This window comes from Pelatocladus sp. BLCC-F211 (genome assembly GCF_041928655.1).
Lineage (GTDB): Bacteria > Cyanobacteriota > Cyanobacteriia > Cyanobacteriales > Nostocaceae > Pelatocladus.
This window is the reverse complement of sequence record NZ_JBHFLM010000068.1, coordinates 1-22767: the sequence shown is the minus strand read 5'-3', so window position 1 is coordinate 22767 and position 22767 is coordinate 1. Positions and strand designations below refer to the sequence as shown.

At 42.3% G+C, this 22767-nt stretch carries 18 protein-coding genes; 10 read left to right on the top strand and 8 right to left on the bottom strand.

Going from position 1 to position 22767, the window contains the following annotated elements; translation table 11 throughout:
* Nucleotides 1-167: 167 nt before the first annotated feature.
* Both murJ and ACE1AT_RS08135 read right to left on the bottom strand, forming a co-directional pair.
* Nucleotides 168-1787, bottom strand: coding sequence for a murein biosynthesis integral membrane protein MurJ (gene murJ, locus ACE1AT_RS08140; RefSeq protein ID WP_374867102.1), 1620 nt, complete (start codon nucleotides 1785-1787; stop codon nucleotides 168-170).
* 403 nt (nucleotides 1788-2190) lie between these two features.
* Nucleotides 2191-3630 (bottom strand): LCP family protein, encoded by a 1440-nt coding sequence (locus ACE1AT_RS08135; protein ID WP_374867099.1) that lies wholly within the window; start codon nucleotides 3628-3630, stop codon nucleotides 2191-2193.
* Nucleotides 3631-3748: 118 nt separating this feature from the next.
* Here ACE1AT_RS08135 and ACE1AT_RS08130 point away from each other — a divergent pair, with 118 nt between their 5' ends.
* The gene (locus tag ACE1AT_RS08130) at nucleotides 3749-4813 is read left to right on the top strand and encodes a mannose-1-phosphate guanylyltransferase (RefSeq protein WP_374867096.1); all 1065 of its coding nucleotides are present in this window, start codon (nucleotides 3749-3751) and stop codon (nucleotides 4811-4813) included.
* Between the two features lie 118 nt (nucleotides 4814-4931).
* Here the strand turns inward: ACE1AT_RS08130 and ACE1AT_RS08125 are convergent, their stop codons facing one another.
* Nucleotides 4932-7526 (bottom strand): M1 family aminopeptidase, encoded by a 2595-nt coding sequence (locus tag ACE1AT_RS08125; RefSeq protein ID WP_374867093.1) that lies wholly within the window; start codon nucleotides 7524-7526, stop codon nucleotides 4932-4934.
* 785 nt (nucleotides 7527-8311) lie between these two features.
* Here ACE1AT_RS08125 and ACE1AT_RS08120 point away from each other — a divergent pair.
* Together ACE1AT_RS08120 and ACE1AT_RS08115 are read left to right on the top strand one after the other, a co-directional pair.
* Nucleotides 8312-9808, top strand: a complete 1497-nt coding sequence (locus ACE1AT_RS08120) for a 16S rRNA (cytosine(967)-C(5))-methyltransferase (RefSeq protein ID WP_374867090.1) — start codon at nucleotides 8312-8314, stop codon at nucleotides 9806-9808.
* Nucleotides 9809-9865: 57 nt separating this feature from the next.
* Entirely contained in the window at nucleotides 9866-10291 is a 426-nt protein-coding gene (locus tag ACE1AT_RS08115) for a TerB family tellurite resistance protein (RefSeq protein ID WP_374867087.1), read from the top strand.
* A 78-nt stretch (nucleotides 10292-10369) separates the two neighbouring features.
* Here the strand turns inward: ACE1AT_RS08115 and psb35 are convergent, their stop codons facing one another.
* Complete coding sequence (gene psb35 / locus ACE1AT_RS08110) at nucleotides 10370-10579, bottom strand: photosystem II assembly protein Psb35 (protein WP_016859367.1); 210 nt, start codon at nucleotides 10577-10579, stop codon at nucleotides 10370-10372.
* A gap of 208 nt (nucleotides 10580-10787) precedes the next feature.
* Nucleotides 10788-13253 carry a transglycosylase domain-containing protein gene (locus ACE1AT_RS08105; protein WP_374867085.1) on the bottom strand — a complete coding sequence of 822 codons (2466 nt, stop codon included), beginning with the start codon at nucleotides 13251-13253 and terminating at the stop codon, nucleotides 10788-10790.
* A 246-nt stretch (nucleotides 13254-13499) separates the two neighbouring features.
* On the opposite strand from ACE1AT_RS08105, the gene folK reads away from it, so the two are divergent.
* The 7 genes from folK to ACE1AT_RS08070 all read left to right on the top strand — a co-directional run bounded on the left by folK (nucleotide 13500) and on the right by ACE1AT_RS08070 (nucleotide 20523).
* Nucleotides 13500-14003 (top strand): 2-amino-4-hydroxy-6-hydroxymethyldihydropteridine diphosphokinase, encoded by a 504-nt coding sequence (folK, locus tag ACE1AT_RS08100; protein WP_374867083.1) that lies wholly within the window; start codon nucleotides 13500-13502, stop codon nucleotides 14001-14003.
* A 92-nt stretch (nucleotides 14004-14095) separates the two neighbouring features.
* Nucleotides 14096-14662 (top strand): NUDIX hydrolase, encoded by a 567-nt coding sequence (locus tag ACE1AT_RS08095; RefSeq protein ID WP_374867081.1) that lies wholly within the window; start codon nucleotides 14096-14098, stop codon nucleotides 14660-14662.
* A gap of 847 nt (nucleotides 14663-15509) precedes the next feature.
* Nucleotides 15510-15791 carry a 4a-hydroxytetrahydrobiopterin dehydratase gene (locus tag ACE1AT_RS08090; RefSeq protein ID WP_374867079.1) on the top strand — a complete coding sequence of 94 codons (282 nt, stop codon included), beginning with the start codon at nucleotides 15510-15512 and terminating at the stop codon, nucleotides 15789-15791.
* Between the two features lie 392 nt (nucleotides 15792-16183).
* The gene (locus tag ACE1AT_RS08085) at nucleotides 16184-17962 is read left to right on the top strand and encodes an iron uptake porin (RefSeq protein WP_374867077.1); all 1779 of its coding nucleotides are present in this window, start codon (nucleotides 16184-16186) and stop codon (nucleotides 17960-17962) included.
* 195 nt (nucleotides 17963-18157) lie between these two features.
* Nucleotides 18158-18595: an Rrf2 family transcriptional regulator gene (locus tag ACE1AT_RS08080; RefSeq protein WP_096677944.1), complete on the top strand. Its 438-nt coding sequence runs from the start codon at nucleotides 18158-18160 to the stop codon at nucleotides 18593-18595.
* A gap of 159 nt (nucleotides 18596-18754) precedes the next feature.
* Nucleotides 18755-19714: a cysteine synthase A gene (gene cysK, locus ACE1AT_RS08075; protein ID WP_374867075.1), complete on the top strand. Its 960-nt coding sequence runs from the start codon at nucleotides 18755-18757 to the stop codon at nucleotides 19712-19714.
* A gap of 110 nt (nucleotides 19715-19824) precedes the next feature.
* On the top strand, nucleotides 19825-20523 hold the full coding sequence (locus ACE1AT_RS08070; RefSeq protein WP_374867073.1) for a J domain-containing protein: 699 nt from the start codon (nucleotides 19825-19827) through the stop codon (nucleotides 20521-20523).
* A 137-nt stretch (nucleotides 20524-20660) separates the two neighbouring features.
* Here ACE1AT_RS08070 and ACE1AT_RS08065 read toward each other — a convergent pair whose 3' ends face one another.
* The 3 genes from ACE1AT_RS08065 to ACE1AT_RS08055 all read right to left on the bottom strand — a co-directional run.
* Entirely contained in the window at nucleotides 20661-20894 is a 234-nt protein-coding gene (locus ACE1AT_RS08065) for a hypothetical protein (protein WP_374867071.1), read from the bottom strand.
* A 54-nt stretch (nucleotides 20895-20948) separates the two neighbouring features.
* A complete protein-coding gene (locus ACE1AT_RS08060; protein ID WP_374867069.1) occupies nucleotides 20949-22340 on the bottom strand; it encodes a malic enzyme-like NAD(P)-binding protein in 1392 nt (463 codons plus the stop codon).
* Nucleotides 22341-22448: 108 nt separating this feature from the next.
* Nucleotides 22449-22767, bottom strand: a 319-nt coding sequence (locus ACE1AT_RS08055) for a zinc ribbon domain-containing protein (RefSeq protein ID WP_374867067.1), incomplete at its 5' end; no start/stop codon positions are given.

Here is a 22767-nt window from a genome sequence, read left to right as displayed (position 1 = left end):
TCCCTTGTCTCCCTTGTCTCCCTTGTCTCCCTTGTCTCCCTTGTCTCCCTTGTCTCCCTTGTCTCCCTTGTCTCCCTTGTCTCCCTTGTCTCCCTTGTCTCCCTTGTCTCCCTTGTCTCCCTTGTCTCCCTTGTCTTCTTTTCCCGTTCCCCGTTCCCTGTTAACACCTATCTCTTCAAAAATCGTTGACGCAGACGAAAAACAAAAATATTGACTTCTGGTAATTTCATCCAAGCAGCGATCACACCAAAAACACCCAAACCAACTAAGCCAGATATAGTTAACTGGAATAATTGAATTAACAAACCATCTACACCTAAAAATCGCTGCAAAACTTGCAGAGTCGCAAAACTAGCTATACCAGCGACAACACTACCAACAGTTAAACCGAAAATAGGTAAACTCCATTCTCGTAAAGGTAAGCCATTCAGCCTACGGTTCAGCAAAAAGAACAGCATCAACACAGAACTGCAATTTACTCCCACAGTTGCTAACACCAAACCGGGAGCGCCAAAAGATTTAACTAAAACAAAATCTAACAAAGCATTGAGGAAAATATTTATCATGCTGATCCGAAAGGGTGTTGCACCGTCGCCCAAAGCATAAAACACCCGTACTAGGACATCACGCCCCAAATAGACAAACATCCCGATCCCATTTGCAATCAGCAAAGAGGCTACCAATTCTGAGTCGGTACCTTTAAAAGCACCGCGTTCGTAAACGACTCGCACAATTGGCACAGCTAAAGTTATCATTAATGCGCCCAAAGGCAGCATAGTAAAAGCAGAAAGTAACAGTCCTTGACGAATACGTAATTTTAGCTCATCCCAATGTTCAGGAGCAGCAAGTCGGGCAAACATGGGTAACAGGGGAACCAAAATCACATTGGAAATAATTCCCAAAGGTGTCTGTACAAGTAACCCAGCGTTAGATAAAGCAGCAGCAACCCCTGTAAAAGGAATCAAAGAAGCAAAAAACAAATCTGTGTACAGGTTAATTTGCAGCATTCCTGACGAAAAGGTAGCTGGTAGCATGATTCTCATCACATCACTGACTCCAGGCTGATGAAAATCAAATCGCAACCGGAATTTACCCATACCCGCTTCGGCTTGGGCGATGACTTGTACTACCCACTGCAAAAACGCACCTACCAAAACACTCCCAGCTAACACCATTCCGCCTAACATGGCGTATGCAGGCGTGCTAATTTTACTACCAAGTTGCCAAGCCAGGACACCGAGGCCAACAACAACCGTAACGCTAGAAAATAAAGGACTAATTGAAGGTAGCCAGTATTGATTAGCAGCATTGAGAACGCCAAAACCGATCCCAATCAGACCTGCCAAGACGGCCATTGGTGCCATAATTTGAAGTTGATTAATGGCGATCGCTCTGACTAATTCTTTTCCTGGTACTTTTAAACCAGGTGCAAACAAATCTATAAAAGTAGGTGCAAAAATCACCAATAAAATTGATGCGATTAACAGCACTCCACCCACTAGAGTTGTAATAGTTTCTACTAGAGGAGCTGCTTCTTCTTTCTTACGTTTAGCTAAAACACTGACAACAGCACTGTAAAAAGGGCCGTTAATTCCCCCTAACAAAATCAGTAGAAAACCAGGAATCGTATAAGCATAATTAAAAGCATCAGCCGCAGGTCCCAAACCAAAAGCAGCTGCAATCACTTGCTGCCGAACCAACCCAAATACTTTACTAATTAAAGTCGCGGCGGCAATAATACCAGCAATTCCAGCAAGAGAACGAGAAACTTTTTGTTCTTCCGTCACACACAGTACCCGACAATTATACAGATAGCCTTATCCTTGAACATTTAACCGGAAATCTGAGATTTTGTCATTTGTTATTAGTCATTTGTCCTTAGTCCTTAGTTATTTGTGGGAAAACCAGTATATTCTTTGTATTCTTTGTGTTAGCCTGCGGCAAGCCGCTAAAGCGTCTACGTTCTCAAAAAAAATAGTGGTTATTTGCTAGATCCAGTTACAAATAACCACTAACGAACGACTATGAATTTTATTTAACGAGCGATCGCTGGTTTAGCATCTAGCATGATCCATAAAAAAGCAAGAGCCAAAATCAACATCAACCCTAAAAAGCGCAGCAAACTATTTCTCATAAAATTGTCCTTTGTCACTAGTAATCTGTTGTTTACAAATGACAAATGACAAATGACTACTTCCAATCTTCCCCAATTCTAATAGTGAGATCAGATTCTAAGTCACCGGTTGCTGAGACTTCAATTGTTCCCAAACCCAAGATTTTTTGCAGTTGTTCTGCGGCTTGGCGATTACCTTTTTGGACAATAATCTTAGTTTCACTATGCCCGTCAGGCCAATCTGAGATAGCATAAACTTTTTTAAAGCCTTTGCTTTTGAGAGAATTGATCACCTTGCCAGTTAGCTGAGGTTGATTAGAAGCATTTTGAATCGCAATTTTGAGGCTAGGTAGCGATCGCGTATCTGGTTTTAGACCACCGATACTGACTCCAGTATAATTATTGAGCAAGTCAACTTTTCCAGTTAGATTCAACCAATAACTATCAGGATCTGCACTTAAACGACTAAAAATACCTGGTAGCAGAGTCATCTGAAAATTATCCCGCTCCATGTTCAAAGAGAAGTTAACTAGTGCCATCATCTCTTCAACTTTCAGGTTGGTGTCAAAGTACTTACCCATAATGTGAACTAACTGTGGCAATCTGGGTAAAACTGTCGGACTAAACAGGCGTTCGCGTAAACCCATCAACAATGCTTGCTGTCGCTGTATTCTGTTGAGATCCCCCAAATTATTATCGCGATAACGCACAAATTGTTCAGCCTGTTCACCGTTGAGAGTTTGCCAGCCACTGACTAAATTAATAGAAAACTTCGCAGCAGAGTCTTTGTATTCCATCGGTTTAGGAACAAATACCTCTACTCCACCTAACTGATCCACCAACTGCCGTAACCCAGTAGTAGAGATACGGATGTAGCGATCAATCGGTGCATTACTGAGAGTACGACTCACAACCCGCGCCGCCAACACCGGACCCCCTTGGGCGTTAGCTTGGGATACTTTAGTCAATCCCTTTGATTCTGGGATCGCAATCATAGTATCTCTAGGAATCGACAGCACCCGTATGGTATTATTTTCTGGGTTTAGCCTCACCAACAACATCGTATCGCTGCTCGCAGCATAACTTTCTGGTGAACCATCAACGCTACCCCGGACTGGTTCGATGCCCATGATCAGAATATTCATTGGGCGTGTGAGCTTGTATTGAGAAATGTTGCTCCAAATCTCCCCTGGTAATGGTGTTTTTTCTGCGTCTGGCCCGCCCATCCCCAATTCTTCATCTGTTCGATCTATATCGCTCCAGAGCGGAGTCCAAAGCGCTAAAGTCGATACTAATAACCCTGAGAGTGTGAACCCTACAACTATTGTCAAAAACCAAAATAGCCACCGAGGCATTGCCAAACCCAACCTCTGATAAAGTTGGCTGGGTATGGAACCGACAGATTCTACAAACTCAGATGATGTATTTGTTTTTTGCTGTGGGTTTACCTCATCAGTTGATTTTTGTCTTTGTTGAGATTTACCCTGATTTTTGATCTGTGCTACTTGTTTAACCACAAACTATCTCCCCACTCATCCACTCCCTAAACCTAATGTTAATCGAAGCAACAAATCTTGCCAGTGACGAACACCACAGTACACTTAGTAGTGTTATTAAGTAAGTCTCTATGACAACATGACTCAAGCATTGTTCCCAGTAATTCTTGCTGGTGGTAAAGGTGAGCGTTTTTGGCCCCTCAGTCGCCAAAATCGACCCAAACAATTTTTAAACCTAGATGGTAGCTCTAGAAGTCTCCTACAAGCAACGGCTGATCGACTGCTACCACTAGCAGGCGGTTGGGATCGCTTATTGGTAATTACTTCTAGTCAAATCGCTCAAGGAGTTAAAGAACAACTGCCTGAACTGCCATCGAATAACTTGCTAGTCGAATCTCAGGGAAGGGACACAGCCGCCGCAGTCGCTTGGACAAGCTTGGAAATCAAAAAGCGTTACGGGGATGACGCTATTATCGGCTTTTTCCCTGCTGACCACTGGATTGCTAACCAGGAATCTTTTGCAAGCACAATAAATGCAGCAATTGAACTAGCAACAAACACAGCAGCAATTGTCACACTGGGGATCAAGCCCACCTTTCCATCAACTGGCTACGGTTACATAGAACAAGGCGAACAGATTGGTTGCTTTAATGACTTGCCAGCTTATCATGTTAACCGCTTTACTGAAAAGCCTGACTGCCAAACGGCAGAAAATTTTCTAGCGACGGGACGTTTTAGCTGGAATAGCGGGATGTTTATATTTCGGGCGGGTGTTGTTCTTAAGGAACTACAAATCCACGCTCCAGAAATTATCGAACCGTTGATACAGCACGGTCCTGATATCTATCCCCAGTTACCTAAGAAGAGTATAGACTATGCTCTCATGGAAAAAACGAATTTGACACATGTCTTACCAGTGGATTTTGGCTGGGATGATTTAGGTGATTGGAATGCGATCGAACGTTTATTAAAAACAGCAGATAACCCAAATGTGGAACTATGTACTCACGTAGGGTTAGATACACAGGGTGCTATTGTTTATGCTAGCAATACTGATGATGTGATCGTCACGATTGGTCTAGAAGATGTCGTAATTGTACGCGATCGCAATGTGACTCTTGTGGTCAAAAAAGACCGTACTCAAGAAATCAAACAAATCCTCAAAACCTTGCAAAGCGATCCCCGATTTACAGAATTGTTGTAATAGGGATCGGGGATAAGGGATCGGACATTGGGAAGAGACTAGTTAAATTATTCTCCCTTGTCCTCCTTGTCCTCCTTGTCCTCCTTGTCCCCGATCCCCTTTACCCGATCCCCGATCCCTACTTCGCCTTCGCTTCTAAATTTTCCAGACGACTTCTGAGTTCTTGGTTTTGTTGTTTGAGCTGATCAAGTTCCTCGCGTAGTTGTTTGACTGCGGTGTCTGTACCAATACTTTTTTGCACTTTGGCAATTTCTTCTTCAGCATAGCGGCGTACTCGTCCGTCTGCTGTTTGCTCGCCAAGGGATTGCAAGATAGCAATGGCTTTGGGAGTTTCCATATTTCCCAAGGCTGTCAGGACTGCTACTTGAGTTAAAAAGAATCTTTCTTTCGCAAGTTCTGCTAAATGGTCTAAGATTCGTTCTACGTTAGCAGGAGTTTGACCAACAGAGACTGTACCTAATGCCCGAATTGCGTTCAAACGCAAAGGCTGAGGAACACCAGCTTTAGTGTATTCCAAAATTAGATTTAAGGCTGCTTCGGAAGTTTTGAGTTTGGCTAAACCAGCGATCGCCCCACTACGTACCACTTCATTCCAACCAGCTTTTTCTTCTAAAACTGTTTTCAGCAGTTTCAAAACTTTTTCTTCTTTGGGTTTTTCTTCCAAACTAGCAGCTGCAATTGTTCCAACGGCACGGGATGCGGCTGCTTCTACATAGTAGCTAGTATCTCCATGCTCAACTACTTCTTTGACAGCCTTATAACTGGCGTGGGTTTTAATTTTTGCTAATGCTTCTACTACAGCTTTACGCACGTTTGAATTTTCATCTTTTAACCCTAGCACTAGAGCATCAAAAGCTTGATCTAACTTAATTTCTGCTAATTGAGCAGCTACTTCTTGGCGCACACCCCAGAACGGATCTTTTTGCAGTGCTGTTTCTAGTGCCTTGAGGACTTCCAATCCTCCTTTTTTCGCCAAGGCTTCAGCTGCGTAAATGCGTGAAGTCGGATGGGGATCAAATTCTAACTGTGCTTTTAATTCTGGGACTGGGTACTCCAAGGAAACTGTTTTCAAGAAATTATTGCCAACATCAAAGCTGACAAACAAGGGTTTCTCTTGCAGTGGAAAATAGAAAGTTTGTTCGCGTTCGTGAACCCGTACTTTGAAAATTTTTAACTCAGCAGGCGCACCATTTTCGGCATACCCAAAACCAATCGGAACTCTTAGGTCAAATAAGTTACTCTTACTGCCATTACTATCTGATGCTGCTTGAGTTTGAGTCACCGTGATTTTCGCTAAGTTAGCATCACCATCCCAGGAGTAAGCTACTTTAAAATCAGGATGCCCGCCCCTGTAAACATACTGATCAAACAAGAATAAAATATTACGCCCACTCGCCTTTTCGATCGCCCGCAACAAATCTATTGTTTCTACGGTTTTATGGGCATTATCCTGGACAAATGTCTGCATCGCTTGCCAAAACATTTCGTCGCCCAATTCCGTACGAATCATGTGATAAACACAAGACCCTTTTTCATAAATATGGCGATCATAAAGCTCGATAGCTTCTCGGTAAACGTGTGTTACCATCGGGCGGCGATAGCGGCCACTATCTTCTGCTAGATAACTGCGGGCTTCTCCTAAGCGGTAATAGGCTGCTTCATCTGCACCATACTCATGTTCTGTCCACATTACCTCAGAGTAAGAAGCCATACCTTCTTTTACCCAAGCATGAGACCAGTGCTTGATCACAACCAAGTCACCAAACCATTGGTGCGCCAGTTCGTGGACTACTAAACTTTCTGTGTTGCGATTATCTAATGCGGCTTTAGCATCCAGTAAACATCTGTCTGTTAACAATGTGGTGGAAGTGTTTTCCATACCACCAAAGATAAAATCATCAACGCAGACTTGAGCATATTTGGGGTAGGCGTAAGCATAGCCATATTTTTCGCTCAAAAACTCCATCATGCGCGGAGTTTTGCCCATACTCCGTTTAGCGTCTGCTTCCCGTCCTTTTTCCACGTAGTAGGTAACAGGTTTACCATTCCACTCATCGCGAATTTCCGCAAAATCACCTACAGCTAATGTCATCAAGTAGGTGGGATGGATTTGTTGTTGCGACCAGTGGTATATTTTATCATCGCCATCTTCTTCTGTAGCAATGAGTTCACCGTTGGAAATCGCAATTAGGGGTTTGGGAACACGGACACGAATTTCGGAAGTAGACAATTGTCCTGGGTAGTCGAAGCAAGGAAACCAGAAGCGTGAATCTTCATCTTCACCCTGTGTCCAAACTTGAGTAGGTTTGTGGGGGTAATGTTTTTCTGGGTGGATGAAGTAGATCCCTCTTTGGGGCTTTTGGACAGAATAGGCGATCGCGATCGCAATTCGTTTATTAGCAATAGTTGGTGAATGCAGTTGAAGCGACAATTTTTGACCGTCGTAATCAAACTTCTGGCTAACTTCATCCACCAAGACTGATTCAATATTCAAGTTAACAGCATCTAATATCAAGCGGTCAATACCATTACGGATAGGTAACAAACTAATATTGCACTGACCTTGAACGCTTTGGTTAGGAATATCTAAATTCAGGTCTAGAAAAATATGTTCAACCTGTCCAGGGCGATCAGGGTTATAGTGTGGTTTTGCCCCTGGTAACTCAAAGGATTTGTAACGCTGATTTTCTGTATCAAAAAAATAATAAGACATTGATGCCTACTGACCTTTTAATCCTGATAACTCTTAACGGATTTAGTTAACAAAAAAGAAAAATGGAGTAAAAAATGAAAAATTGCTACATAGTACACTTTTTCCAAATCGACTCTTGATGCTCCCTGATATCATTTAGTCAAGGTGTCCTACGCTCTATGTGGTTTTCAGTGAGTAAAAATACTCCAAAGCGTTATATAGCTTTAGGATAGCTTGTTGCTATTGTTAATATTAATTTTTTTTCGATGAAGAACAGAAAAATTCTCATAATTTATCTTCATACTAGTGTGTGAGTTTAGGATTTATTGACAATTTAGGTTAAATAATTTACTAATTAAAGCAGTAAATCCAACTACAAGAGTAGAGAAAACAATCAGATCAAGCACCCCAAATAAAATCTTCTACATGTCTTGATGACAAATTCACAAAAAAACAATAATAGAATAAAAGTGCTTGAAACAAAAACTTAATGTTTAGAATTCGTGATAAAGTGCCAGTCACAGTTGTAGCAAAAAATCAAAAAACCAAGATAAAAGAAGAACGGGTAAGGATAAGGTTAAAGCGTTAATCTCTGACCAATTATTCCGAGCAGGGTACAGAGCAAGCAGATTTATCTGTGGATCAATCCAAAATCCATAGACGCACGAAGTGCGGCTTCTCGACAGAGTAATCTAAAATCCAAAATCGATTGACCCTTTTGACTATAGGTATAGAGATAAAAATTAATTTAGAAGAATTTAATTATTTTAAAAGCTAATAATTGGTATAAGAGAATCGAAATTACATTGCAACATCAAAAATCCAAAAACCAAAATATTTCACCCCGCCAACTAGCTTTTGTGGCATTGCGAGAAGTCCACAAGGGAGCTTATGCTGATGTAGCATTAGACCGAGTATTGCCCAAAACAGATATAACAGATGGCGAAATTGGTGTAAAGAGACTCAGGGATCGCCGTCTAGTCACAGAATTGGTCTATGGCTGCACCAGAAGACAGCGTACTCTTGATGCCATCATTAATCAACTGGCCACAAAGAAGTCTGATCAGCAACCCAAAGACCTCCGCATAATTCTACATCTGGGTTTATATCAGTTGCTGTATCAAGAAAGAATTCCTCCTAGTGCTGCTGTTAATACTACCGTGCAATTAGCCAAGGAAAACGGTTTTGTTGGGCTGGCTGGTTTTGTAAATGGTCTATTGCGCCAATTTATTCGCCTGGTAGAGGAAGCGGAGCGGGGAGGTGGGGGAGGTGGGGGACATGGGGGACATGGGGACGCGGAGAATACTGATGAAATACTCTCCGCATCTCCCACTCATCCCTTCACCACGTCTTTTTTACAGCTACCAGAAAACCCTGTAGAACGTTTGGGTATTTTACACAGTTTCCCTGACTGGATTATTCAAGTTTGGGTAGATCAATTTGGTGTTACCGAAACAGAGAAACTGTGTATGTGGATGAACCAAACCCCAACAATTGATTTGCGGGTGAATCCACTCCGGGCTGATTTAGAAACAGTAGAAACAGCATTGCAAGAAGTTGGTGTTTCCTGTCAACGTCTTCCCCACCTACCACAAGCTTTAAGATTGTTAAGTCATCCAGGTCAAATTCAAAATCTCCCTGGTTTCAGTGAGGGTTGGTGGACTATCCAAGATAGTAGCGCTCAATTGGTTGGTCATTTCCTTGATCCCCAGCCAAAAGAAGTAGTGATTGATGTATGTGCTGCGCCTGGTGGTAAAACTACTCATATTGCTGAGTTAATGCAGGATACGGGAAAAATTTGGGCGTGCGATCGCACTCCTTCTCGAATGCGGAAACTCAAACAAAACATTCAAAGACTTAATCTCAAATCTATAGAGATTTGCGTTGGTGATAGCCGTAATTTACCTCAATTTCGCAACTCTGCTAATAGTGTCTTATTAGATGCACCTTGTTCTGGTTTGGGGACTCTACATCGTCATGCTGATGCACGTTGGCGACAAACACCAGAATCTGTACAAGAACTTTCACTACTACAAAAAGAACTAATTACACACACAAGTACTTTTGTCAAGCCAGAGGGAGTGTTAGTTTATGCTACCTGTACGTTGCATCCAGCCGAAAATGAAGCCGTAATAGAGTCATTCTTAGCAGAAAATCCAGATTGGAAAATAGAGAATTCGAGCCAGAATATATGTTTTTCTAGGTATTCCACGTCACAGGGCTGGCTGAAAGTATTACCCCATCAACATGATATGGATGGATTTTTCATGGTTCGTTTAAGAAAAACCAATGATTCAGGGTGAATACTGTTAGCAGTTGTAAGATTTCAAAGAGGGCAGTGTGAACTATAGGAGGCTGTGATGTCAGTGAACTCCAGTAATGTAAAAAACTTAGTTAAAATTCTAATTGGGGCAGCTTGGATAGATGGCAGAATCCAACCGGAAGAAAGGCAATATCTCCATCAAATAGCCCAACAGAAGGGAGTAGCTAGCGATCCAGATATTAAGCCTTTATTATACGAGTTAGTTCCTGTTAAGCCAATCGAATGCTACGACTGGGTAAAAGAATATCTGGGTGAGCATCCGAGTATGGAAGATTGCCAAAACTTGATTCAAGCTATCAGTGGTTTAATTTACACTGATGATGAAGTAGCAATAGAAGAAGCAAAACTGCTGACGAAATTACAACAATTATCTAACCAAGAGCAATCAACCCAAGCCGGATTAAATGCCCTTCTCAAACAAATTCAAAAGCTTTACCGTCGTTGGGTTGAAATTCAAAATTAATCATAGTCAAAAGTCCATTGTCAAGTGTTTTTTTACTATTAACGATTGACCATTGACCATTGACCATTGACTATTTACTCACACACCAGGGGTTTCATCTTTGTCAACCTTGGGGACAAAGTCAGGACGATTTTTATCTTCCCAGCCCACAGGACGCTTGGAGTTATACCAAGCAATTGAACCAATAGTAACAGCAGCAATAAAGCCTACTACATATACCGCAGTGAAAGCAAAAGGAAAATGAGGTTCGTTAGCTGCTTGTGCTGCTGTTTGCATCAATAAATTCATGAGTATAATCTCCTAAAATAAGTAACACTACTTAAAAACTTATAAAAAGAGCATACCATCCACATCCATCACAAGTCAGAGGGAAAGGAGGAGATTAGTAATGGTTGTTTGTTAATCGTCAATCGTCAATTGTTTTTCGACTCATCTCCCTTCTGTTGTCCTCCTTGTCCTCTTCGTCCCCCGATCCCCGATCCCCGCGATCCCCATCTCATTGTGAGGAATTTGGCTTGAGTCTTTCTCGCCAAGAAGATGTGGGTGTAGGACTAGAAGAATTGCTAGCAGATGACGTGGGCCGTAATCGAGGAGTTACAGACGCAGAAGAATTTGAATATTGTCTATATCGTCGTCGTAGTTGAGATGACGAAGATTCATTATTTGCAACTGATTCGGAACTGTTATACCGACGCCGATAACTTCTTTGGGAACTAGAGTCGTCAGTAGCTTGCTGTTCTCGGTAACGGCGTCTGCGTCGTCTTGGGGTTTGTTCTTGCTGCTGTTCGTAATTTCTTCTGTATCTTCTTCGGCGAGATGAGCGGCGATCGCTATCATCAGAATTTGTCTGTTGATTTCCCCCATCAGAATTTCCATCATTAGAAGGTGCAGGAGGATTAATAATTCGTTTAGCTTTGATCGGTTGGGCTTTGATAGTACCTTTGCGACCTTCTAGTTTAGGTCGTTCGGGAAATTTTTCCACCGGCATTCCTGCTGTTGCTTTTTCCATGAATTCATGCCAGGTATAAGCAGCTGTACTGCTACCACCTCCAGTTGGCTTATTATCGTCGTTACCCAACCACACACCTGTTACCAACTGGGGTATAAAGCCAATAAACCACAAATCCCTAGCTTCATCGGTAGTACCAGTTTTACCTGCAACAGGTCTATCATTGAGTTGGGCAGCACCACCAGTACCTTCATTGACCACATTACGCAACATCCAGGTCATAATCGCGGCACTTTCTGTATCTAAGGCTCGTTTGGGCTGATAATTGTCTCTCCAGATCACCTTACCTTGGCGGTTGAGAATCCGGGTGATGCCGTGGGGTTCTACGTGTAATCCCTGAGTGGCAAAGGAACCGTAAGCACTGGTTAATTCTAATAAGTTAACTTCGTTGGAGCCAAGAGCTAGAGAATACACAGGCTTGAGTTCCGATTGAATTCCCATGTCATGGGCAAGTTTAATTGTCGGATCAAATCCGATATTCATCAACACCTTCACCGCAATAATATTTATTGACTTAGTGAGGGCATCTCTCATATTCATCCAACCATGAAAACTCTCACTAAAGTTTTTCGGCTCGTAGCCGTCCACAATTAAGGGTGAATCTTCATAACCATCATATGGATTCTTTCCAGTCGCAATAGCTGTTGCATACACAAATCCCTTAAAAGTCGATCCTGGCTGCCTTTTTGCCTGCGTAACTCGATTAAACTGGTTTTTACCAAAGTCTTTTCCCCCGACCATGGCTTTAATAACGCCAGTCCGGGGATCGATCGCCACTAAAGCAGCTTGTTTAAAGTTTTCCCAACTACCTTGGTTACGTAAAGTTTTATCAACAGCTTCTTCTGCTGATTTTTGCCAAGACAGGTTGAGGGATGTTTCCACCGTCAAACCACCTGCATTCAAAACCTCTGGCGAAACATATTTCGGTAATTCTTTCTGGATATAACTAATAAAGTATGGTGCTTCTATTTGCCAGCGTTTGGGCGGACTGGGTCTAACGGCTAATTTTTCAGCGATCGCGATATCTCTTTCAATTGTCGTAATGTACCCGTCTTCATGCATCCGCTCTAAAACTAAATTTCTTCGCTGTTGGGCAGATGCTAGATTCACTTGGGGTGAAAAACGGTTTGGAGCGGGGGGTAAAGCTGCAATTGTTGCCATTTCGCCCAAGGTGAGTTCATGTACTGGTTTACTAAAGTACACAGACGCCGCATCCGCAACACCGTAGGCTCCTGAACCCAAATACACTAGATTCAGATAACGTTCTAAAATTTGGTCTTTAGATAATTGGTCTTCGATTTTTTGTGCTAAACGAGCTTCTTTGAGCTTACGCCAGATTGTCCGTTCTTGTTTGAGAAAGAGAATTCGTGATAGCTGTTGCGTGATGCTGCTACCACCTTCTACGACGTTTTGCGATCGCAAATTATTTAAAACTGCTCTGACAATTCCTTGAGCATCAATACCGCCGTGTTGATAAAATCTTCTATCTTCTGAGGCTAGAAAAGCTTTTTTGAGTTTATCTGGGATTTCCTCTAGTTTAAGCTGTTCTCTAGTTGCTTCTCCCTGCTGTTGCAAAATCGTTCCATCAGCAGCTTTGATGGTTAGTGTTTGCTCTCTGACAACAGCACTTAATTCATTTTTATTTGGTAATGTTTGGTCTATTGACCACACTCCATAACAAATAGCAGCGACCCCGCCGCTTACACCCAAGCCAGCCCAAAACCAATAACGACGGTATAGGGGTTTGTGACTACCAGGAAGCTTGGCAACTACTTGAGTTAATACTTGCTTGGCTTGCTGTAGTTTTGTTAGTGGTCGGTTCTCGTCATGGTTTTGTTCATTTGTGGATTCCTCATCTTCTTGGGGATCACCTGCTGGTGATCCAGATTTTTCTGTTTGAGGTTCACTCGATTTTGTTGTTCTTTCTTTAAACCAGGAGGTAAACTTCGCCACGTCAGCTCCTCACTTCCAGTAGTTCCAACCTAACCACCATCAAATTTTCACATTGGTACACAACGTTTGTGTTTGTACAGTATCCTAATAAATTATTAGCTTAATTCACTATATAACAAATAAATTTTTTTGAAATTAATATAAATAAATTTGCAGAATTTTATACCTTATATTCAGTAATATTTGGAGTTGCAAAAGCGTTGAAAATATTTGCACACAGCAAACCCCAGGCAGAGACAATAAACAATGCCCAATACAAATGACTGGAAGCGTGTTGCAGTTGCTCTAGGTAGTAATCTTGGAGATTCCTACACAATTTTAGAAACGGCTATAGAAAATTTGGTGCAAATACCAGGTATTATTTTAGAAGCGAGATCCAGTTGGTACCAAACTAAAGCTATAGGACCACCACAACCAGATTATTTGAATGGTTGTGTAATTCTCCAGGTGAAAATTTCACCATATTTATTATTGGCAAGTTTGCTAGAAATAGAAACAAAATTTGGACGTGTCCGGAAAGAGCGTTGGGGTTCTCGCACATTGGATTTGGATGTGTTGTTATATGATGACTTAATTTTGAAAACGTCAAAACTCCAAATTCCCCATCCTAGAATGCGGGAACGTGCTTTTGTCTTAGTACCGTTAGCAGAAATCGCCCCAAATTGGGTAGACCCGGTTTCCGGATGCTCAATTCTGGAATTGAGTAAAGACATAGACTGTTCTGAAGTACATTTACTCACGAATGTATGATATTACACTAAGAGAAGATTAGTGGGGATAAGTCAAACCTTAAAACCCATAAATCCTTTTTCTAGTGATTCTTAGACTCAAAGACTTTAATTATGCCATTAGGTAGAGAATTACCCCAGCTACTAAAACAATGTCTGTTCTACAGAGGACGTAAGTTTAATTTTGAGGTCAATCGCCTACGTTTGCCTAACAAATCAGAAGGAGAATGGGAATGCATTCGTCACCCTGGAGGTGCTTTGGCTGTACCTATAACGCCAGAGGGTAAACTCGTTCTCGTACGTCAGTATCGTTTTGCAATTGGGGGAAGGTTGTTAGAATTTCCGGCGGGAACTGTGGAAATAAATGAAGACCCTTTGGATACAGTGAAGCGGGAAATAGAAGAAGAAACAGGCTATCGTGCTCATAAGTGGCAAACATTAGGAGAATTTTTTATTGCTCCAGGGTATTCTGATGAAATTATTTACGCTTATTTGGCTCAAGATTTAGAAAAACTCGAAACACCACCAGCACAAGAAGAAGACGAGGATATCGAAACAGTTTTACTAACTCCAGAAGAATTGGAGAAAGCGATTCTAGAAGGTGAACCCATAGATGCTAAATCGATTTCCAGCTTTTTCCTCGTTCGCAATTTCCTTCTGGGTGACAAAAAACATCTTTAATCGCAGCAATGATTAAATCTTGTGCTATATTGTATATATAGTTGTATACAACCCAGAGCTACAAGCTCTGCCTTTTTGAAAGTACGACCGCTTAGGCAACAAGGAGGTGATGCCCATGACAGATAGTAGTAAACGCATGGGTCATCAGGTTGCAGTAAGCCGGCTGTGTGCCGGGGCTGTTCTCTAAAAGCCAGCTTTAGTCTTAATTGAGAGACTAGTTTACCTCAAGCAGCAAAGCTGATTTGGAGTTCCATCCGGCAGTTAGGTTGCAACCTGAAGACCCAACTAGACCGCTCTTACCTAGATCACCCGATCTAAAGTAAGAGCGGATAGTTTTTATATATAACTATGTATATCTAGATTCAGTGCCTAAACATTGTCGCAGAAGATCAGCCAGTTTGATCTTGAGTACATTAGACATCTAGAGCAAATCTTTCTTACCCGACCCCAAGCCTAACGTAAACAGGGAGTAAACTAGAACTTCTCCTAGTTTACGGTAAGTATATTGAAGTATAAGTTTTACCTAAGCTTAAATTTAAAATAATTATAAAAAACTATAAATGTGTATCAAATCATGGGAACCGTACGCAATGAACTGCGTCTTAAGTTATAGAGTGAAGTAAAGCTAAATACTTCATATAAATAAAGTAAAAAGCATCTAACTTTTAGCAGAGGTAACTAAAAAGTCAACAGTTAACTTAGCTAATACCTACTATTTTTCATCTTGCTAAGTCATAGTAAACTAAAATTTATGACTTGGTAAAAGCACAAAAGTTAAAGCAGTAGTTACTGTTATCAGCCTCATCAAATGCAAAATATCACTAACTAATCAAATTGGGATGATGATATGGCACAATTACTTACAGAGGCAGAAGCTCAAGATTTGGCAAGCAACCTCTCAGGCTGGACAGTAGAGCGGTCGAAATTACAGTGTCAGCGTCAGTTTAAAGATTTTTTACAGGCAATGGAGTTTGTAAATAAACTTGTTGAACCCGCCGAGTCAGCAGGGCATCATCCAGATATAGAGATTTCCTATAACAAAGTTAGAATCACACTGACGACTCATGATGCAGGTGGTTTAACGCAGAAAGATTTTGAATTAGCCAAGGAAATTTCTCAAATAAGTTAAGTAATAACTCTTAGTAGAGCAAATGAGAAATCACAACGAGTAGATTCTGAGTATGGTTTTGTAGGAGGCGATCGCTCAGATGAGAGAAATGACAAATCATGCTTGAAATTTCCAGAAAAAGCGAGGCAAATGTGACAGTTGTATATGCGAACTCTCACGTATTGTCTTCTGACTCAGATGTTTTATAATGACAAGCTATAAAGATATGTTTTTGCATAGGTTAATCACATAAAGTTATCTATAGAGAATTTAATTTACTGTTTAGCTTGGCAAAAACTAAAATTGTCTTTGGGGCAGTATGCCTCATCCACAGGTTTCAACGAGAAGTTGCATATTTGGCAATAGTTGCAGCAAATTAAATGTTTAGAACGAGGTGTGAGGAGAACAGGAAAATGTCTAATATCTTGTGGAAATCATTAGTGGTAAGTCCAGCAGTTTTAGGAGCCGCACTGCTGGTTTCAACAACTGCGATCGCAGCCCCCAACAGCGCTACTCCTGAAGTAGTCAAAGCAGATTTATCTACAAATCAACAACAAAATAATTCTGCTTCTGTTGTACAAACGCAAACAACCGAGCAGTCAGATATCTTAGCTCAGGTACAACAACAAACACAGATACCACAGCTAGCTCAAGTACAGCAAACAGAAGTTAACGTCCTAGACCAAGTTAACCAATACGGTAGCGAAGGAAAAGTTGCTAATTCCCAATCGCAGGTAACATCGGTTTCTCAGTTCTCCGACGTCCAACCAACTGACTGGGCATTCCAAGCACTTCAGTCCTTGGTTGAGCGCTATGGCTGTATTGCAGGTTATCCCAACGGCACCTATCGCGGGAACCGTCCCATGACCCGCTATGAATTTGCCGCAGGTTTGAACGCTTGTTTGGATCGGGTCAATGAATTAATCGCTACAGCTACAGCTGATTTGGTAACTAAAGAAGATTTGGCGACCTTACAGCGCTTACAAGAAGAATTTTCCGCAGAACTAGCAACCCTACGCGGTCGTGTGGATGCATTAGAAGCACGTACAGCTGAGTTGGAAGCTAACCAGTTCTCAACCACAACCAAGTTAGTTGGTGAAGCAATCTTTGCTCTGACTGATTCTTTTGGTGACAACGATAACAACAACACCGTCTTCCAAGATAGGGTTCGTTTAGACCTGCAAACCAGTTTCACTGGTAGAGACTTGTTACACACCCGTCTTGCTGCTGGTAATGCTGACAGATTAGATATCGGTGGTAATGGTGGTGCTGAAGGTCTGCAAACCTTTAACATTGGTAATACAGGTAACAACGACGTCGATATAGACTGGTTGGCGTACTACTTCCCAGTGGGTGATAATGCCAGAGTTTATGTTGCTGCGACTGGTGGTATTTGGAGTGACGTTGCTGCTACCGTTAACCCTTACTTTGAAGACTATGACGGTGGTAATGGTGCATTGTCTACCTTTGCTTCCGAAAACCCCATTTTCCGTATTGGTGGTGGCGCTGGTGCAGCAGTAAACTTCGGCTTTGGCAACAAGCGTACTTTCCTTCTACCAACTTCAGTCACAGTCGGTTACTTGGGATCTGAAGCTAGTAATCCCACTGGCGGTTCAGGTATATTCGACGGTAACTATGCCGCTCTAGGACAACTGAACTTTAATTTAGGCGATCGCTTGGCATTAGCCGCAACTTACGTTCACGGCTATCACGGTGCAGGCAGTTCTTTGTTTGATGCCGGTTCTGTAAATAGCTCTGTAGTAGGTACTGCTCAAGCCAATACCTTGAGTACTACAGACGGATCTTCCAGTAATTCCTACGGCTTATCAGCAGCCTTTAGACCCAGCGATAGATTCTCGGTAAGTGGCTTCATTTCTTACCATGATGTCACTGGTGGCGGCACCGGTGATGACTTTGAAGCTTGGAGCTACGCTTTAGGAGTAGCCTTCCCAGACCTTGGTAAGAAAGGTAACGTGTTGGGTATTTTGGCTGGTGCTGAACCCTATTCTCTCAATAGAGTCGCAGGTGTGGATGATGGTGATGTACCATACCACTTTGAAGGCTTCTACAAATATCAAGTCAGCGACAATATCTCCATCACTCCTGGTGTGATCTGGGTGACTTCTCCTGGTCAAGATAGCAATAATGATGACGCGATCATCGGTACACTCAGAACAACCTTCACATTCTAATTTAGTTGTTTGTTAGTAGTTGCTAGTTGATTGGTGGTTTTTCCACTAATCAATAAACAATCAACAACAGCAAAAATGTTTTCCCCGCCCAAAAGCGGGGTTTTTTATGTTTTTAATTATAAAAATAACAAACCCCAGTGGAGAACCGGAGTATACTAAAAAAGTAAAGGGATCATTTCTTTCACATTCTTAGCTGTGGAACTATCGTGTAAATCAGAATACGCAATTCTTGCTTTGTTAGAATTAGCAATTCGTTATCAAAGTGGAGAACCGCTGCAAATTCGTCAAATTGCAGCACAACAAAATATACCTGACCGCTATCTAGAACAATTGCTAGCTATCTTGAGGCGTGGGGGTCTAATCAAGAGCCAACGAGGATCAAAAGGTGGTTACTTGTTGGCGCGAGAACCTTGGAAAATCACGCTTTTTGAAGTTTTGGGATGTGTAGAAGGCTTAGATAAGGTGCATAGCCATGAAGAAGATAAGCCCAAAACTGTAGATGGCGCTGTTGTAGAAGAAATTTGGCAAGAAGCGCGGCAGGCAGCAAACTCAGTTTTACATAAATACACACTTGCCGATCTCTGTGAAAAACGCGATTCACGACGGCAGTTGAATATTATGTATTACATTTAGTCATTTGTCCTTTGTCATTAGTCATTAGTCATTTACTTTGTGCTAATTACTAATGACAATTGACCATAGACAGAAATTATTTGATGGTACAAACCCCAGAAAAATCTGTCAATCCAAAATCCAAAATCTAAAATCGAATGACCGAGGACAAATCAACCAATGCGAATTGCTCGTAATATCACAGAACTCATCGGACGTACACCTTTAGTACAGCTCAACCGTATTCCTCAAGCAGAAGGCTGTGTAGCCGAGATTGTTGTGAAGTTGGAAAGTATGAATCCAGCCGCATCGGTGAAAGACCGAATTGGGATCAGCATGATTAATGCTGCTGAAGAGGAAGGATTGATTACTCCTGGTAAGACTGTATTAGTAGAACCCACTTCTGGCAATACGGGGATAGCTTTAGCAATGGTAGCAGCAGCTAAAGGTTATCGATTGATTTTAACAATGCCAGAAACAATGAGTGCTGAACGACGGGCGATGTTGCGGGCTTACGGTGCAGAACTTGAACTCACACCAGGAATTGAAGGTATGAGTGGCGCGATTCGGCAAGCACAAGAGATTGTTGATAAGCTGCCCAATGCGTACATGTTGCAGCAATTTCGTAACCCTGCAAATCCGCAAATTCACCGAGCAACAACAGCAGAAGAAATTTGGGAAGATACTGAAGGGAAAGTAGACATAGTTATAGCCGGAATCGGTACTGGTGGTACGATTACGGGTGTAGCAGAGGTGATAAAAGCGCGCAAACCAAGCTTGCAAGCGATCGCAGTTGAACCTAGCAACAGTCCAGTTTTATCAGGAGGAAAACCCGGAGCGCACAAAATCCAGGGAATTGGTGCAGGATTTGTTCCTCAAGTACTAAAGGTAAATTTAATTGACGAAATTATTACTGTCAGTGATGACGAAGCGATCGCCTATGGACGGCGTTTAGCTAGAGAAGAAGGGTTACTCTCTGGCATTTCTAGTGGTGCGGCTTTGTGTGCTGCAATTCGTGTCGCCCAGCGTCCAGAAAACGAGGGACGCTTAATTGTGATGATTCAGCCCAGTTTTGGGGAAAGGTATCTAAGTACACCATTGTTTCAAGACTTGGTAGAAGCCAGAGTCGGCAACAGTTAAATGAGAACTTGGCGAAACTGTTAAAATCTTGAAGGCAGGTAAGCTCAAGTTTTCACCTACCTTTCATCCCCGCGCTATGTAGTGACGGGGCTTTCAGGATGTTCTCTACAATGGTAAATAATAACCACTACGAAACTCTTAAAGTAAGTCCTAACGCTAGCCAAGCAGAGATTAAGCAAGCCTACCGCCGCTTGGTCAAACAATATCATCCTGATAGTAATCAAGAAACGACGGATAACGAGCAAATCATCCGTATTAATGCAGCATATGAAGTCTTGGGTGATGCTGACAATCGCCAAAGTTATGATCGACGAATTTATCACAAACTGAAACAGCAACCCAGTAGCAGACAACAGCGTAGTACTGCTACTGGGCAACAATATCAAACCAAAAGACAAACTGGAAGAGACATTGATGATCAGATTGAAGAATGGCTGCGTCAGGTTTATCAACCGAGTAGTCGCCTAGCGTATGTCATTCTTTATTCTTTGAAAACACAAATTGAAAAATTATCAGCTGACCCTTTTGATGATGAGCTTTTAGAAGATTTTCAGGAATACTTAGAAAATTGTCGAGAAGACCTGAAACAGGCACAAATTTCTTTCCGTTCCCTACCTAATCCCCCTAGTTTAGCAAGAGTAGCGGCTCATCTTTATTACTGCCTCAATCAAATTAGTGATGGGCTAGATGAATTGGAATATTTTCCCTTGAATTACGACGAGAGTTATTTGCACACAGGTCAAGAAATGTTCCGTATTGCCAAGGGATTGTACCGCGAGGCGCAAGATTCGGTAGCAGTTTATAAGTAACGGGATGAGGAAGACGCGGGGACACGGTGATATCAGGTTCGCTTGATTACTTATTTCCCAAAGAACCCCACCCCGGTTTTGTCTAACGCTAAAACCGCGGGGTTGGGGGTGGGGTACAATGACTGTGGGAAGTATAATTAGTGAACTACCCCACTAAGCGCAGAGCTAGAGGGTGGGGCTTCCAACATCACAGAAGATTGCCTCATCTTGGATTTGCGTCCGGGAATTGGTCTTACATCCTCTCCGTTGGCGTTAGCCTCCCCCGTCCCAGAGGAGGACAGCATTCTGATACCTTCTGCTCTAATATTCATCGCTGCATTACCATCTCTATCGTGACTCGTGTCGGCATTGGTCGGAAATGGTTTCGTCATTGCCTCGCTATCCATCCCCAGGCTATAGAGCCGTGGGGAATTACGCGAAATTAGTTAATTGCGAGCGATACCGTCCTGGCGTGCAGCACGTTGCACCGCAGCTGCAACAGTAGTGGCGACGCGCTCATCAAATACAGAAGGAATGATATGTTCCTTGTCCAAATCTGATGCTTTAACTAAAGAAGCGATCGCAAATGCTGCTTCTAAATACATGGAAGTGGTGATCGTTTCGGCTCGACAATCTAATGCACCGCGAAATACTCCCGGAAAAGCCAAAACATTATTGATTTGATTGGGGTAGTCACTACGCCCGGTAGCCATAACAGCCACTTCATTACTAACTAATTCTGGCTGAATTTCGGGAATGGGATTTGCCATAGCAAACACAATCGGATCTTTCGCCATCGAACGCACCATTTCCGGTGTCACTACTCCCGGTGCGCTCACACCAATAAATACATCTGCTGCTTGCATTGCACCCGCCAGAGTACCCTGTGCTTTGACAGCAAATTCCTGCTTTTCTTGTGTTAAATCGGTGCGGCTGGTGGAAAGAATTCCTTTAGAGTCACACATCCAAATTTTATCAGCCCCGGCTTTTTGCAATAAACGAGCGATCGCAATTCCGGCTGCACCAGCACCGTTAATCACAATGCGAATTTGCTCGATTGACTTATGCACTAACTTGAGAGAATTAAACAGTGCTGCCAAGGTGACGATCGCTGTACCATGTTGATCGTCGTGAAAAACAGGAATATCCAACTCTCGCCGCAGTCTTTGTTCAATTTCAAAACAACGAGGTGCAGCAATATCTTCTAAATTGACACCACCAAATACAGGCGCAATATTTTTCACGGTACGGACAATTTCATCTGTATCTTGGGTAGCCAAACAGATAGGGAAAGCATCGATGCCAGCAAATTCTTTGAATAGCATTGCTTTGCCTTCCATGACTGGTAAAGCAGCCCCTGGACCTAGATTTCCTAGACCCAGAACAGCGCTGCCATCGGTAACAATTGCTACGGTATTTTGTTTAATAGTTAATTTGTAAACTTCTTCTGGGTTTTGAGCGATCGCTGTACAAATACGTCCAACTCCCGGCGTGTACGCCATTGCTAAGTCAGAAACGCTTTTGAGACTAATTCTACTGGTAATACTAATTTTGCCGCCCCGATGTAGATTAAAAGTGCGGTCATAAACATTCAGTAATTTAATATCTGGTAAAACCTTGACTGCTTGCACAATTGCTTCGGCGTGTTCCGTGCTAGCAGCATCAACGGTGAGATCGCGAATAGAAACAGCTCTAGTTTGTTCGATTAAATCAATTTGACCAAGATTACCACCAGTGGTGGCGATCGCCTGAGTAACACTAGCTAACATTCCAATCCGGTTGGGAATCTCCAGGCGGAGTGTCAAACTAAAACTAGAATTAGGAGTAAGCTCTGTCATTGTCGGTTTGGGTGGGAGAGTCTAGATTTTAAGTTGAATCCAGGGCGAGAAATCTAAAATCAGAGAATTTAGTAGTGTAAGCAACCCACGGCTAAAAGCCGATGGGCTTCAGCCCAGATCAAAGTAGTTAGTGGGAAACAGATTTAACTGTCCTTTCAACTGACAACTAATCCCCGGACTTTTGGGCTGGATTACGGACAACCCCAAAGCTGCGATATTTAAAGCAGCATTAATATCAGCGTCATGCTCAAAACCACAATGTCCACACTTAAACGATTTACCAGAACGATAAGATTTGCCTTTAATGGGGTGAACATGTCCACACCTAGAGCAAGTCTGACTGGTATATGCGGGTGGGACAAACACCACTGGTACACCAGCAATCGACGCTTTGTACTCAACAAACAACCTCAATTGGTAAAACGCC